The following is a 15,246-nucleotide window of genomic DNA, read 5'->3' on the forward strand; positions in this document are numbered from 1 at the left end:
ATTACTTTTTATCGTTTAATACTTTAGCTTGTCCGGCCCAATCGTCTCTTTGCGCACGACCGGGGAATTTTCCAGTTATTGAATCCAATAAATCATATTCCTTACTGGTCATTCGACTAACCTGTGCAAATGTGTAAATTCCTATTTCATTCAAGACACGTTCCATTTCTGGTCCAACACCTTTTATCTTTTTCAGATCATCCGGTGTTTCTTTGGTTGCATCAAATGTTCCAATAGCACTCAGTAACTCATTTACACCCACCTTATCGTCAACAGCTGGAACAACTTCATCCATAAGAACGTCATCAGTAACCGATTCTTCAACTACTTTTCCCCGTTTGGGCATTTCATATAAAGGTTTTCCAGCCTCACGTAGTTTCTTATATTTTGATCCGGAAGCCTTTAAAATAGACTTTACTTCTGCCTGTGCTATTACAGGGAAGGTTCTAGAGTACAATAAGAACAATACAAAGAAGAATCCTATGGTTCCTATAAAAATTCCGATATCTACAAATGTAGGAGAGAACATTGTCCAGGAAGATGGCAAATAATCCCTGTGCAATGAGGTAACAATAATTACAAAACGTTCAAACCACATTCCAATATTTACCACAATAGAAATTATAAAAGATACCATAATACTGGTTCTCACTTTTTTAAACCACATTACTTGTGGAGTAATGACGTTGCAGGTCATCATGGACCAATAAGCCCACCAATATGGCCCAGTAGCTCTATTTAAGAAAGCATACTGTTCATATTCCACACCAGAATACCAAGCTACAAACAACTCTGTAATGTAAGCACAGCCTACAATAGAACCCGTAATCATGATTACAATATTCATTAACTCGATATGCTGTACCGTAATGTAGGCTTCAAGACTACAAACCTTTCGCATAATGATAAGCAGTGTGTTTACCATTGCAAATCCAGAGAAAATAGCCCCTGCAACAAAATATGGAGGAAAAATGGTCGTGTGCCATCCCGGAATTACTGAAGTAGCAAAGTCAAAAGATACAATAGTGTGAACCGAAAGTACAAGAGGAGTAGCTAGACCAGCCAAAACCAAAGAAACCTCTTCAAAACGTTGCCAATCTTTAGCCCTACCTGTCCAACCAAAACTTAACAGGCTATATATTTTTTTCTGAAACGGCTTTACCGCCCTGTCCCGGATCATGGCAAAATCAGGTAGAAGACCTGTCCACCAGAATACCAAAGAAACCGATAAATATGTTGAGATTGCAAATACGTCCCAAAGCAACGGAGAATTAAAGTTCACCCATAGCGAACCAAACTGGTTAGGTATTGGAAGTACCCAATAGGCCAACCAAGGACGACCCATGTGAATGATCGGGAAAAGTCCAGCCTGTATAACCGAAAATATGGTCATTGCCTCTGCAGAACGGTTGATAGCCATTCTCCACTTCTGCCTGAACAAAAGCAATACAGCAGAAATCAATGTTCCCGCGTGACCGATACCTACCCACCAAACAAAGTTTGTAATATCCCAAGCCCAGTTAACCGTCTTATTAAGACCCCAAACTCCGATACCCGTGGAAACGGTATAAATGATACATCCTAGACCCCAGAGAAATGCAACTAATGCAATGGTAAATACAATCCACCAATGTTTGTTGGCCTTCCCCTCTACAGGAGCAGCGATATCCACGGTAACGTCATGGTATCCTTTATCTCCAATAACTAAGGGCTTTCGAATAGGTGCTTCGTAATGCGACGCCATAATTTATCTTCTAGTTACTTCTTATTATATTGATTAAGCCTCGTTGGTATTCCTTACTTTGACATGATAGAACACATTAGGTTTTGTACCTACATGCTCCAATAAGTGATACATTCTATCATCTTCCTTCAGTTCCGCCACTTTACTTTCCTTATCATTGATATCACCAAAAACCATAGCCCCACTACCACAAGCAGCTGAACAAGCTGTCTGGAATTCCCCATCCTTGATAACACGTCCATCACGTTTTGCATCCAAAATGGTCTTCTGTGTCATTTGTATACACATAGAACATTTTTCCATAACCCCCCTAGAACGAACATTGACATCTGGGTTGATAACCATCTTACCAAGGTCGTTGTTCATATTGTAATCGAACTCATCGTTATCATGATATAGGAACCAATTGAACCTACGCACCTTGTATGGACAGTTGTTTGCACAATACCTTGTACCTACACAACGGTTATAAGCCATATGGTTTTGTCCTTGTCGACTATGCGCCGTTGCTGCAACTGGGCATACCGTTTCGCACGGAGCATGATTACAATGCTGACACATTACAGGCTGAAAAGCTACCTCTGGATTTGCCGAAGCATCCTCCATTTCACCAAATCCGCCCAGAGAACCATTATCTCCAAAAAGACCGTCAAGTCCTTCTTTCTTCTCATTATCTCCTTCAAAAGTATCTTCTGAAGAGTAATACCTATCAATTCGCAACCAATGCATATCCCTTGATTTACGAATCTCCTCTTTTCCAACAACAGGAACATTATTTTCCGCATGACAAGCAATAACACAAGCACCACAACCGGTACAAGCATTCAAATCAATGGATAAATTGAAATGATGCCCTATGGATCGATCGAACTCATCCCATAAATCAACATCTGGTGAGGTAACCGGAGTTTCCTGATGATTCAAAGAAACCTGAGGCATATGATTCCACTCGTGATGATCTTTTGTATTAAAGATTTCAAGCGTGGTCTCTTTAATGATATCACCCCTACCCATTAATGTCTTATGCAATTGAACGCATGCGAATTCATGGGTTCCTGATGATTTCTCAACAGAAACGGACTGAACATTGGAAAAATTATTATATAAGGTATACGCATTGACACCGGTAGCCATTTCTGACTTCATTCCAGCCTTTTTGCCGTACCCAAAAGATAAACCTATTGTATTTTTTGCTTGACCTGGCTGAATGATTACTGGAACATTGTCCAAAACCGCACCATCAACCGTTAGTTTAGCGTAACTACCGTTTAAGCCTCCATCAGCTACGTTATAATTTTCCATTTCCAACGCTTCCGCATCGGCTTTGGAAATTGTAAGATAATTGTCCCAAGAAACTCTAGTGATTGGGTCTGGAAATTCTTGTAACCATGGATTGTTAGCCTGACGACCATCTCCCATACCCACTTTTGGATACAGAACCATTTCCATCCCAGTGGTGTTGGTATTCACCAAAGAACGAATTGCCGAGGCAATTGGAACTATACTTTCTTGAACTTCTTCCGTTTCGTCACCTGCTTCTTCCGCCAATGGCTGTTCATCGGATTCTGCAACCATCACAGGAGCGGTAAAGACACCATCCTGTAAAGCCTGGTTCCATTTTGCCTCTCCTAAAACAAAAGTCTCCCATGTTTCTTTAATATACTCGTAGTACGTTTTTTCAGCACCCATCCAAGTCAATAAAGCAGTTTGAAACTGTCGTGTATCAAAAAGCTCCCTTATGGTGGGTTGCATTAGACTGTAATGTCCTTTTTTAAACTGTGCATCACCCCAAGATTCTAAATAATGGGAAGCTGCTGCAACATATTTTGAAGCTTGTGCGGTTTCATCGTTATTGAAAGAAAAGGAAACAGAAAGGTCAACCTTTTCAAGACCGGACACAAATTCTGTAGCATTTGGCAGTGTGTATGCAGGATTGACACCATCCATCAATAAAGCTCCCACACGTCCCGAGTTCATGTCGGAAACCAACTTATTTACTTTTGCCACATTACCCTGACGAACATACTTTGGTTCGTTTGTATCAAAAGCTTCACTTGACAATAATTTATTTATAGCCAGCACAATAGTTTGTGCATTTACATCATTAAGACCAGAAACCACAACAGCTTTATTTCCAGCTTTCTTGATTTGCGCGGCAACACTTTCTACAGCTTCATCCACACCTGAAGTTCCTCCCCCAACGTTAGAACCATTTAGCTTTCCGTACAATTTGGCCAATGCTATTTTCTGTTGCGTAGGCGTCATAGGATATCGCTTATCCGCATTAGCACCTGTCAAAGACATATTGGATTCCAATTGAATATGCTTGGACATTTTTCCATTCTTAGGAATTCGTCCCTTCGCATATCCTGCGTCATATCCTCCACCTTGCCAATCTCCCAAGAAATCAGCACCAAAAGACACTATTACGTCTGCTTTTTCAAAATTATAATCAGCAAAAGCACGCTCACCATAAGCCGTATTGAAAGCATTAAGCGCAGCATCTTCAGAAATAGCATCATAGACTACATGGCTCACATTTTCACCGTAGGCAGCCTTGAACTCAGCAATCAATCTATCCGTAGAAGGACTTGCATACGTTTGGGTCAATAAAACAATCTGCTTATTGGAATTTTTCAGACTTCCCAATTTAGCTTTAACCGATGCATCCAATACCTTCCACTCAATTGGCTCACCATCTGCAGTTGGACCTTGAATCCTCGTGCTATCATATAAGGACAAAACCGAAGCTTGCACTCTTGCATTTGCCCCTCCATTTACATCAGCATCCGTATTGTTTTCTATTTTTATCGGCCTACCTTCCCTGGTTTTCACCAAAACACTGGCAAAATCAAAACCATCTGCTATTGTAGTTGCATAAAAATTGGCAACCCCAGGCACAATTCTATCCGGTTGAACTACGTAAGGAATAGATTTATGCACAGGACCCTCACAAGCAGCAACCGTAGCGGCCGCGGTACTAAATCCTACATATTTTAGAAAATCCCTTCTATTGGTAGTGGTGGCCGACAAATTCTCTTTGTCACCCAAAAACTCATCAACAGGGATTTGTTCCGCAAATTCATTTTGTTTTAGCGCCTCAACAATGGAATCGTTCGGATTTAACTCCGCTTCGCTTTTCCAATATTTTTTGTTTGATGCCATACGATATATCTGAGATTATCTTCTTTTAATTCTTAATAGTGACACTTACCACATTCCAAACCGCCCATCATAGCAGCTGTTAGCTCCTGCACACCATATTTTTTGGAAAGTTCGTCGTGAATAGCTTCGTAATATTCGTTACCCTCAACCTTTACATTGGTTTCACGGTGACAATTGATACACCAACCCATAGTTAATGGAGAATATTGATACATGATTTCCATTTCCTCGACCGGTCCATGACAAGTCTGACATTCAATTCCCGCAACAGAAACGTGTTGAGAGTGGTTGAAATATGCAAAATCTGGAAGATTATGTATCCTAACCCATTCTACAGGCTTGGTTTCGCCCGTGTACTTTTGATTCTCCTCATCCCATCCCACAGCTTTGTACAATTTCTTTATTTCTCCAGTATAGAATTCATTGGTGTAGCCGTTCGCCAAATCCTCAGCACTTGGCCCTTCTGGATTTCCTTTATACTCGTAAATGGATTTATGGCAGTTCATACAGACATTCAAGGATGGTATTCCAGAATGTTTGGAAACCCTCGCAGAAGAGTGACAGTACTTACATTCAATTTTATTGTCACCTGCGTGTATTTTGTGCGAATAATGAATGGGCTGAATGGGCTCATATCCCTGATCAACACCAATCTGCATCATCCACCCATAAGCAAAGTAAGCACTCCCCAAAAGAAGAAAAATAACACTTACCAAAACCAAAAACTGGTTTTGGGCAAATGCCTTCCAAATCGGCGTACGTTTTTCGGCTTTTTCTTTTTCCAATACCACACCATTGGCCTCCGCAATTCTTCGCAGTGTATTGTTGACCAAAAACAACATGATTACCAAAAGACCAAACACCAACGTTAAAGCTCCTAAAATGATTTCATTGGATATACCTCCTGAAGTACCAGTGGCACCGCCATCCGTTGGAACAGCTGCATTAGTTGCAGCGGCGGCAGGCGGAGGGGCAGCAGTGTATGCCAAAATATCATCAATATCCGCATTTGATAATGTAGGGAAAGCTGTCATCGCAGCCTGATTATACTCTGCATAAATTTTGTTAGCGTAAGCATCTCCCGCCTTGATCATTGCGGAACTATTCTTTATCCAAGAATAAAGCCATTCCTTATCCAATCCCTCTTCTTCAGCCAATCGTGTTTCCACATTTGCCAATGCAGGACCTGTCATTTTACGATTCAATGCGTGACAAGCAGCACAATTCTGATTGAACAACTGTTTACCCTTGGCAGCGTCGCCGCCTGTGGCAGCGGCTTCTTCAGCAACGACTTCGGTAGCAGCAGTCTCTTCTTGCGCATAAAATGAAGTGGAAAAAACTAGGAGGGAGAAACCTAAAACTTTAGAAAATAGATGGCGGTATAAAACCTTTTTCATATTAACGAAATTTCTATCGAAATTTTTGGCACAATTGTTACTATACTGATACTTATCATAGTAGCTCGAACATGCTCAAAATTGGACACAAATGTACGACATGGACTCATTTTTTGAAATGTTAAGGGATCGATAATAACTAATTTATAAGAATTCTAAATAAGATGTTCCCACCTTGTTTAATTCATAAAAAATTACATTTGTATTAACACTAAGAAAAAAAAGACACCCACATCATGAAATCCCTTGTATCTATTATACTCACCGCTGGTTTAACAGCATCACTATCAGCACAAGAAGGTAGCATTACTATTGAACAGGACCCTCGTATCGATGAATTGGTAAAACGATATAGTGAAGTGAATTCCAAGACGGATTTTTACCAAATTCAAGTCGGTTTTGGCAGCTATCAGAAGGCTAAAAACCTAAAGGCAAAAGTGGATATCGATTTCCCAACTTGGTATTCAAAAATTGAATTTGAATCTCCTACGTATCGAGTTCGATTGGGTAAATTCAAAACAAAATTAGAAGCGGAACGAAAATACTTGGAAGTACGAAAAAAGTATCCGGATGCCATGCTTTTAAAACCCGAAAATGATTCCAGATAAGACAATAAAAAATCCCGCCAAGGCGGGATTTTTTAGTTAAAGCTTAGTTTTTACTTTAAAGCTTTTTCTTAACGGCAACTTCTTGGAATGCTTCCACGATATCACCTTCCTTTATATCATTGTAATTCTTAATCTGCAATCCACAATCATATCCTTTGGACACTTCCTTTACATCGTCCTTAAAACGTTTTAAAGAGGCTAGCTCACCTGTGTAGACTACCACGCCTTCACGAATAAGCCTGATTCTGGAATTTCTGAATATCTTACCACTGGTCACCATACAACCGGCAATAGTTCCGATCTTAGAAATCTTGAAGGTTTCCCTGATTTCGGCATTACCCGTTATCTCCTCTTTCATTTCTGGGGACAACATACCTTCCATGGCATCCTTCAGGTCGTTGATGGCATCATAGATGATGGAATACATTCTAATATCTATTTCCTCTTTATCAGCTACCATGCGGGCATTGCCCATAGGCCTAACATTAAATCCGATGATTATAGCATCCGAAGCACTTGCGAGCAACACATCAGATTCAGTAATGGCCCCAACTCCTTTATGAATAATATTTACCTGAATTTCATCAGTAGATAATTTCTGGAATGAATCCGTTAACGCTTCTACAGAACCGTCCACATCACCTTTAAGGATAATATTGAGCTCTTGGAAATCACCTAAGGCAATTCTTCTTCCAATTTCATCCAAAGTAATGTGTCTCTGCGTACGAACGGATTGTTCACGTTGCAACTGCGAACGCTTGGTTGCAATCTGCTTCGCTTCACGCTCATCTTCAAGTACACTAAATTTATCTCCTGCCTGTGGCGCTCCATCCAAACCTAGAATTGAGATCGGCGTAGCAGGCCCAGCTTTTTTGATATCATTACCACGTTCATCTTGCATGGCTTTTACTTTACCACTACAAGTTCCCGCCAAAACATAATCCCCTATCTCAAGTGTTCCTGTCTGGACCAAAATAGTGGATACATACCCTCTACCTTTATCCAAGAAAGCTTCAACTACCGTTCCCGAAGCCAATCGGTCAGGATTGGCCTTTAATTCCAATAATTCAGCTTCCAACAACACTTTTTCCAAAAGCTCATTGACACCTTGGCCTGTTTTTGCCGAAATATCGTGGGACTGAATTTTACCTCCCCAATCTTCCACTAGCAAGTTCATGCCCGCCAAACCTTCTTTAATCTTATCTGGATTGGCCGTAGGCCTATCAATCTTATTTATAGCAAATACGATTGGCACACTTGCTGCTTGAGCATGACTAATGGCCTCCTTGGTCTGTGGCATAATATCATCATCCGCTGCAACAACAATAATAGCGATATCCGTTACTTGGGCACCACGTGCACGCATGGCCGTAAAGGCTTCGTGACCTGGTGTATCCAAGAATGTTATTTTTTGACCGTCTTTTAACGATACTCCATAGGCACCAATATGCTGTGTAATTCCACCGCTTTCTCCTGCAATAACATTTTCTTCTCTTACATAATCCAGCAATGATGTTTTACCATGATCAACGTGACCCATTACAGTGACGATAGGTGCTCTTGGTTTTAAATCTTCTGGCGCGTCCACCTCTTCTTCTATGGCTTCTTCAATATCCGCCGTAACGAACTCTACTTCATATCCAAATTCTTCCGCTACTATAGAAAGTGTTTCAGCATCTAATCGCTGGTTCATGGTCACCATGATTCCCAAGGACATACAAGCGGATATAATTTGGGTAGATGAAACATTCATCATAGTGGCCACTTCATTTACGGTAACAAACTCCGTAACCTTAAGCACTTTGCTCTCCAATTCCTGAAGCTCAAGATCTTTCTCCGTCTGCTGACGATGTTGATCTCTTTTCTCCCTACGATATTTTGCACCTTTACCCTTACTGGATTTACCCTGAAGTTTTTCCAAGGTTTCCCGTACTTGTTTTTGTACTTCTTCTTCTGTTGGCTCTACTTTTGGAGCAGATGTACGTTGATTACCCCTTCTGCCCGGACCACTATTGTTTCCTCCCCTGTTGTTTGGACGGTTTCCGCCTCCATTTTGGGATGGGTTTTTACTGATAATACGCTTACGGCGTTTTCTTCTATCCGCATTACTATCCGAAGATGAAGCAGCTGGTTTTTTAGGTTCTTCCTTCTTTTTCTTGGGTTTGTTAAATTGGGAGAGATCTATTTTGTCACCGGTTATTTTTGGCCCACTAAGCTTTTTATACTGTGTTTGTATTGCTTCAGGTTCTTTAGGCTCATCATCCTCTTTCTCCGACTTCACAACTTTCTGTGGCTCAACGGCCTTCTTAGGCTCTTCTTTTACCTCTGCTTCTACTTTTTCTACCTGAGCAACTTGTTTTTCTTCTTCTTTTTGTACGGTAACTGGTACCTCCTCAACCTTTTCCTCTTCTTTTTGCACAACAACCGGTGCCTCCTCAACTACTTCAGGCTTTTCTTCGACTTTAGGGGATTCAGGTTTTTTATCCAAGTCTATTTTACCCACCGTTTTAGGGCCGGATAGTTCCACCTTGGCCTTAATGACCTGCTGAGCATTTCTTTTTTCTCTGGCAAGTCTTCGTTCCTCTTGTTCTTGTTCAATTTGGACTCTCAGCGCTTCTTTTTCTTTGCGCTTTTCTTCACCAACTTCTTTTGAAGCTACCTTTTTGCTCTTATCTGTCTGGAACTCATCCAACAGCACTTGATACACCTCATCCGTAATCTTTGTTGTAGGCCTTGCCTCAACCTCGTGCCCTACGGAAGAAAGGTGGTCCACAGCCCTATCCAGTGAAATGTTCAATTCCCTGAGAACTTTATTAAGCCTTATTGTTGGGTTTCCTGCCATAAATTGTATTTCCTTGCCCTAAAAATTCGCTGCTAATATATAGTTTAATCTTCAAATTCCTCTTTGAGGATGCGCACTACATTCTGAACGGTCTCGTCTTCCAAATCCGTACGCTTTATCAAATCATTGACATCTTGTTCCAAAACACTTCTTGCTGTGTCCAAACCAATCTTCTTAAACTCATCAATGACCCATGCTTCTATTTCATCTGAGAACTCCGTTAATTCCACATCCTCTTCAACACCTTCACGGAACACATCTATCTCATATCCAGTTAATTGTCCTGCCAATCGAATATTGTGACCGCCTCTACCTATCGCTTTTGAAACTTCCTCTGGCTTTAAGTATACTTGGGCCGTTTTCTTCTCGTCATTGAGTTTAACAGATGATACTCTTGCAGGACTCAATGCACGGGTTACCATTAATTGGGAATTGTTGGTCCAATTGATAACATCAATATTTTCATTGCCCAATTCCCTAACGATACCATGAATACGAGAACCTTTCATACCCACACAGGCACCAACAGGATCAATTCTATCATCGTACGAGTCCACAGCTACCTTGGCCTTCTCACCGGGTATTCTCACTGCTTTCTTAATTGTAATCAATCCATCAAAAACCTCTGGTATCTCTTGGAAAAATAATTGTTCCAAGAAAATAGGCGAAGTTCTGGACATTATGATTGCTGGTTTGTTCCCCTTCAGATCAACACTTTCAATTACGCCCCTTACATTGTCTCCTTTTCTAAAAAAGTCGGAAGGAATCTGTTTTTCCTTTGGAAGTATGATTTCATTTCCTTCATCATCCAACAAAATAATCGCTTTATGACGAATATGGTGTACTTCCGCAGTATAAATTTCCCCTTCAAGATCTTTAAACTGCTTGTAAATGGTTGTATTGTCATGTTCATGAATCTTGGAAATCAGGTTTTGACGTAACGCCAAAATCGCTCTTCTTCCCAAGTCCATTAATTTTACTTCTTCGGATACATCTTCTCCAACTTCAAAATCCGGTTCGATCTTCCTAGCTTCCGACAGCGAAATTTCCTCATTGGGCTCTTCTACTTCGCCATCCTCTACCACTACACGGTTTCTCCAAATCTCTAAATCTCCTTTATCTGGGTTGATAATGATGTCAAAATTCTCATCAGAACCAAACTTTTTCTTAAGTGCATTTCGGAAAACGTCTTCCAAAATTGCCATAAGCGTTACCCTATCTATAAACTTATCGTCCTTGAATTCCGAAAAGGATTCGATGAGCGCTAGGTTTTCCATTTTTGAACTACAATTAAAATTTTAATATAACTTTTGCTTCATGGATATCAGAAAACGCAATTTCTCGCTTTTTCTGCACCGTAACTTTTCCTTTACCAACGGGCTTGGGCTCTCTTGCCTTCCACTCCAAGGTAATTTTATCTTCTGTTGCTTGGGTCAAGTTTCCTTCCAGTTCTTCGTCCGCTATCTTCACCATGAGCTTTCTTCCAATATTTTTTTTATACTGACGCGGCAGCTCTAATGGTGAAGCAGCCCCGGCAGAGGTCACTTCCAAAGAAAAATCTTCTTCTTCGCGGTCCAAGTTATGCTCAATGGCTCTACTGACATCCATACAATCCTGAAGGTCAACCCCCTCATCTCCATCCAAAACAACTCGGATCGTATTATTGTTTTCAACCGTAAAATCAATCAAAAATAAAGATGGTTTTTCCTCCAGTGCTTTATCTAATAATGATGTTACCTTTTCCTTAAACATAAAATTAAACAATAAAAGAGGGGACTCGAAGTCCCCTCATGAATACCATTTTATTCGTTCAGTGGTGCAAATATACAACAATTATTACTGTATTTGCAACTGGACATTTTATAAAAAATCCCAGCTTCAGATGAAACTGGGATTTCCATTCGCTTTTTGTTGACCCACTAGGACTCGAACCTAGAACGACTGGACCAAAACCAGCTGTGTTGCCAATTACACCATGGGTCATTATCAATAAGAGCGTGCAAATTTAAAACAAACTTTGGTTTCGACAAATATTTTGGGTAAGATTCCAAACTATTTTTCATGAATGGTACCTGTTAAAGCTTTTCCAAAAATGAACGACCTTCTCTACTATATTTACTAAATTCGCCCCAACTTGGTAAACACCAATTTTATGTTTGCAAATGACTTCAAGAAATGGGATACCATATTAGGATGGTGCTCCTTTGCCATAGCTTTTATTGTTTATGCATTGACCGTAGAACCTACGGGCAGTTTTTGGGATGCAGGTGAATACATCACCACTTCGGCAAAATTACAGGTAGGACACCCTCCAGGCGCTCCACTTTTACAGATGATAGGGGCCTTCTTTTCCATATTTGCTTTTGGAGACACCTCTAAAATAGCTTTAATGGTAAATGCAGTTTCCATTGTTTCAAGTGCTTTTGCCGTACTGTTTACTTTTTGGACAATTACCAATCTGACCCGTAAACTTATATCCAATAAAAAATCCATTACCAACAGTAAGGCTATTGCCATTTTTGGAAGTGGTCTAGTTGGCGCCTTGGCCTTTACTTTTTCAGATAGCTTTTGGTTCAATGCCGTGGAAACAGAAGTATATGCCATGGCAAGTTTAATTATGGCCTTATTATTATGGCTTGGCCTAAAGTGGACGGACAATCTTGAAGAACCTAGAGGTAACAGATGGTTATTACTTATCTGTTTTTTAGTCGGTCTAACCTTTGGGATTCAATTTATGGGATTCTTGGCCATACCATCAATAGGACTTTTATATTACTTTAAAAAGTACAAGGAAACGACGGTCAAGAATTTTCTTTTGGCCAATATAATAGTTGTAGCCTTATTGATGTTGGTCTACAAATTTTCTTTGACCTATGTACTTCAACTTTTTGGATGGGGCGAGGTATTTTTTATTAATAATATTGGACTGCCATTCAATTCTGGTTCTATAATAATAGGACTGTTATTTATAGCCGCATTTTATTTTGGCCTACGATATACAAGAAAAAACAATTTTCAAACGGCAAATACCATTGTTTTATGTTTAATGTTTCTCTTTTTGGGATTCTCTTCGTGGCTTATGCTGCCCATTAGGGCAAATGCCAAAACTGTTGTAAATGAAAATGACCCTTCAGATGCCCGATCACTACTGGCATATTACAATAGGGAACAATATCCTGGAGTGGAAAGCCCTTTTTACGGAGCCTATTATTCAGACAGCTTTGCACCGGCCGGAGAGGATATTGATGATCGCCCTAAATATGAGAGAGATGAAAAACTGGGCAAGTATATCATCGTTAACAACTATAAGGATGCTATCCAAGGCCCAAATAAAGACCATGTTGGTTTTCTTCCGAGATTGTGGAGCGACCAGCACGCAGAGAACTATATGCGTCATTTTGGGGTATTGGAGTTCAGAATAAAATCGGAATACATCTCTAACAATGAGCTAAGACAGGCAGTATCCCAATTTAAAAGTGCCTATTCCCAAGGTGAACTGGACACGGAACAGTATATGCGATTTTTACGTGAGTTTAGTGAATATATCGAAGTTGAACCACCTACATTGGGACAAAACCTAAAATATCTTTTTCAATTTCAATTTGGTTACATGTACATGCGCTATTTCATGTGGAATTTTACAGGTCGACAGAATGATATTCAAGGAAGGTATGATGAAAACGGAAATTGGTTAAGCGGCATTGGATTTATAGACAGTCTTCGTTTAGGCTCCCAAAACAACCTACCGGACGATTGGAAAAACAACAAAGGAAGAAACACCTATTTCTTTTTGCCCTTGTTATTGGGGATTATTGGAATCGTCTTTCAAGTTTCAAAAAACCCCAAACATTTTTGGGTGCTTCTGGTGTTTTTCTTGTTTACCGGGCTTGCCATACAATTCTATACCAATCCCTATATTTTTCAGCCTAGGGAACGTGACTACTCACTAGTGGGGTCTTTTTATGTTTTTTGCATATGGATAGGTATTGGGGTATATGGCCTTTTTGATGAGTTCAAAAAACTACTCTCGGCAAAAATAGCAGCTCCTGTAATTACCATCTTGTGTCTTTTGGCAGTACCATTTTTGATGGCATTTCAGAATTGGGATGATCATGACCGCTCAAATCGTTACACAGCCAATTCGACTGCAAAAGCGTATTTAGATTCCACTAAAGAAGATGCAGGGGCCATTTTATTTACAATTGGTGACAATGACACTTTTCCGTTATGGTACGCACAAGAAATTGAAGGCCATAGAACAGATGTTCGTATAGTGAACACAAGTCTTTTCGCAACAGATTGGTATATTGACCAAATGAAGCGCAAAGCTTATGAAAGCGACCCCATCCCATCCCAACTCACACACGATAAGTATCGATATGGTTCCAGGGATGCTGTTTATTACCAAGGGGTCACTGAAAACCGCTGGAACATCAAAGACTTTGTAAATTGGATCGGTAGCGATAAGCCTCAAACAAAGTTCAAGTACCTATTGGAAAAACAAGGTGCGGATCTTAGTGCTTATTCCGAAAGCAATCTAGATATTGTATATTACCCAACAAATAAGTTAAGAATCCCTGTCAACAAGGAGAATGTTTTAAAGAGCGGACTGGTCAAAGAAAAGGATTCCGCTTTAATTGTTGATTATATTGATATTGATTTACCTCAAAGTGCGCTTCCCAAAAATAGAATTTTAATGTTGGACCTGATTGCCAATAACGATTGGAAAAGACCTATCTATTTTTCTGGGGGCAGCTTTGATAATGCCGAATATATTTGGATGAAGGATTATCTTCAGCTGGATGGATTAGTATACAAATTGGTACCGATCAAAACCAAAAATAGAAACTCTTTCGAAATGGGACGTATCGACAGTGATCTAATGTACGATATCGTCAAAAAGTGGGATTGGGGAAATTCTGGTGGTGATATCTACCATGACACCCAAACACGCTCCCAGGGATTATCGTTCAGGAGTAATTTGGCAAGATTGATGGAAACATTGATTGCAGAGAACAAAATTGAAAAGGCAAAAGATGTCATTGATATCGCAATGACCAATATACCAGTTGAGCACTTCTATTTCTATGCCTTTGTTGAGCCTTTTGTAGATGGGTATTACAAAGTAGGTGAAACGGAAAAGGCCAGAGCTCTTTTTGAAAAATTAAAATCAGTATATCAAGACCGTTTAGAGTATTATTCGGGGATTCCTCTGGATGAGCAGTATGAAAAAATTGATGATATTTTAGCTGACATGCAGGCCTATCGTAGGAATATAGATATTCTTATCGAGAATCAAGATAGAGAACTTGCGGAGTCAGAAACATTGATATTCAATGAATACATTGATAAGTTTTCTCAATTTATAGGTGAAGAAGAGGAAGTTTTTGAAGAACCCATACCGGACCCCGATTTGCAGGACTCCGTTCTATTGGATAGCATGCAACTTATGGACACCATTTCTAAAATAAATCAATAATATTTCCCTTT

8 protein-coding genes and 1 tRNA gene are annotated in these 15,246 nt (G+C 40.0%); 2 read left to right on the forward strand and 7 right to left on the reverse strand.

Features of this window, described 5'->3' with window-relative positions:
- Position 1: 1 nt before the first annotated feature.
- From nrfD to KIM67_RS00285, 3 genes are read right to left on the reverse strand one after another with little or no spacing between them, the layout of a single operon-like run.
- A complete protein-coding gene (nrfD, locus tag KIM67_RS00275) occupies positions 2 to 1,744 on the reverse strand; it encodes an NrfD/PsrC family molybdoenzyme membrane anchor subunit (protein ID WP_213829381.1) in 1,743 nt (580 codons plus the stop codon).
- Between the two features lie 33 nt (positions 1,745 to 1,777).
- Complete coding sequence (locus KIM67_RS00280; RefSeq protein WP_213829382.1) at positions 1,778 to 4,909, reverse strand: TAT-variant-translocated molybdopterin oxidoreductase; 3,132 nt, start codon at positions 4,907 to 4,909, stop codon at positions 1,778 to 1,780.
- A gap of 32 nt (positions 4,910 to 4,941) precedes the next feature.
- Positions 4,942 to 6,306, reverse strand: coding sequence for a cytochrome c3 family protein (locus tag KIM67_RS00285; protein ID WP_213829383.1), 1,365 nt, complete (start codon positions 6,304 to 6,306; stop codon positions 4,942 to 4,944).
- A gap of 236 nt (positions 6,307 to 6,542) precedes the next feature.
- On the opposite strand from KIM67_RS00285, the gene KIM67_RS00290 reads away from it, so the two are divergent.
- The gene (locus KIM67_RS00290) at positions 6,543 to 6,914 is read left to right on the forward strand and encodes an SPOR domain-containing protein (protein ID WP_213829384.1); all 372 of its coding nucleotides are present in this window, start codon (positions 6,543 to 6,545) and stop codon (positions 6,912 to 6,914) included.
- 55 nt (positions 6,915 to 6,969) lie between these two features.
- Here the strand turns inward: KIM67_RS00290 and infB are convergent, their stop codons facing one another.
- From infB to KIM67_RS00310, 4 genes are all read right to left on the reverse strand, one after another.
- Complete coding sequence (infB, locus tag KIM67_RS00295) at positions 6,970 to 9,756, reverse strand: translation initiation factor IF-2 (protein WP_213829385.1); 2,787 nt, start codon at positions 9,754 to 9,756, stop codon at positions 6,970 to 6,972.
- 44 nt (positions 9,757 to 9,800) lie between these two features.
- Positions 9,801 to 11,033, reverse strand: coding sequence for a transcription termination factor NusA (nusA, locus tag KIM67_RS00300; protein ID WP_213829386.1), 1,233 nt, complete (start codon positions 11,031 to 11,033; stop codon positions 9,801 to 9,803).
- A gap of 13 nt (positions 11,034 to 11,046) precedes the next feature.
- Positions 11,047 to 11,508, reverse strand: coding sequence for a ribosome assembly cofactor RimP (gene rimP / locus KIM67_RS00305; RefSeq protein ID WP_213829387.1), 462 nt, complete (start codon positions 11,506 to 11,508; stop codon positions 11,047 to 11,049).
- 159 nt (positions 11,509 to 11,667) lie between these two features.
- Positions 11,668 to 11,739: transfer RNA gene (locus KIM67_RS00310), tRNA-Gln, on the reverse strand.
- A gap of 169 nt (positions 11,740 to 11,908) precedes the next feature.
- Here KIM67_RS00310 and KIM67_RS00315 point away from each other — a divergent pair.
- Positions 11,909 to 15,235: a DUF2723 domain-containing protein gene (locus KIM67_RS00315; RefSeq protein WP_213829388.1), complete on the forward strand. Its 3,327-nt coding sequence runs from the start codon at positions 11,909 to 11,911 to the stop codon at positions 15,233 to 15,235.
- Positions 15,236 to 15,246: the final 11 nt, after the last annotated feature.

This window comes from Flagellimonas sp. 389 (assembly GCF_018449435.1).
Classification (GTDB): Bacteria; Bacteroidota; Bacteroidia; order Flavobacteriales; family Flavobacteriaceae; genus Flagellimonas.

Bases quoted from the DNA above. Each gene is read 5' to 3' on its own strand.
- nusA (WP_213829386.1), bottom strand. From the start codon at position 11,033: ATGGAAAACCTAGCGCTCATCGAATCCTTTTCGGAATTCAAGGACGAT.
- nrfD (WP_213829381.1), bottom strand. From the start codon at position 1,744: ATGGCGTCGCATTACGAAGCACCTATTCGAAAGCCCTTAGTTATTGGA.
- KIM67_RS00290 (WP_213829384.1), top strand. From the start codon at position 6,543: ATGAAATCCCTTGTATCTATTATACTCACCGCTGGTTTAACAGCATCA.
- KIM67_RS00285 (WP_213829383.1), bottom strand. From the start codon at position 6,306: ATGAAAAAGGTTTTATACCGCCATCTATTTTCTAAAGTTTTAGGTTTC.
- infB (WP_213829385.1), bottom strand. From the start codon at position 9,756: ATGGCAGGAAACCCAACAATAAGGCTTAATAAAGTTCTCAGGGAATTG.
- rimP (WP_213829387.1), bottom strand. From the start codon at position 11,508: ATGTTTAAGGAAAAGGTAACATCATTATTAGATAAAGCACTGGAGGAA.
- KIM67_RS00280 (WP_213829382.1), bottom strand. From the start codon at position 4,909: ATGGCATCAAACAAAAAATATTGGAAAAGCGAAGCGGAGTTAAATCCG.
- KIM67_RS00315 (WP_213829388.1), top strand. From the start codon at position 11,909: ATGTTTGCAAATGACTTCAAGAAATGGGATACCATATTAGGATGGTGC.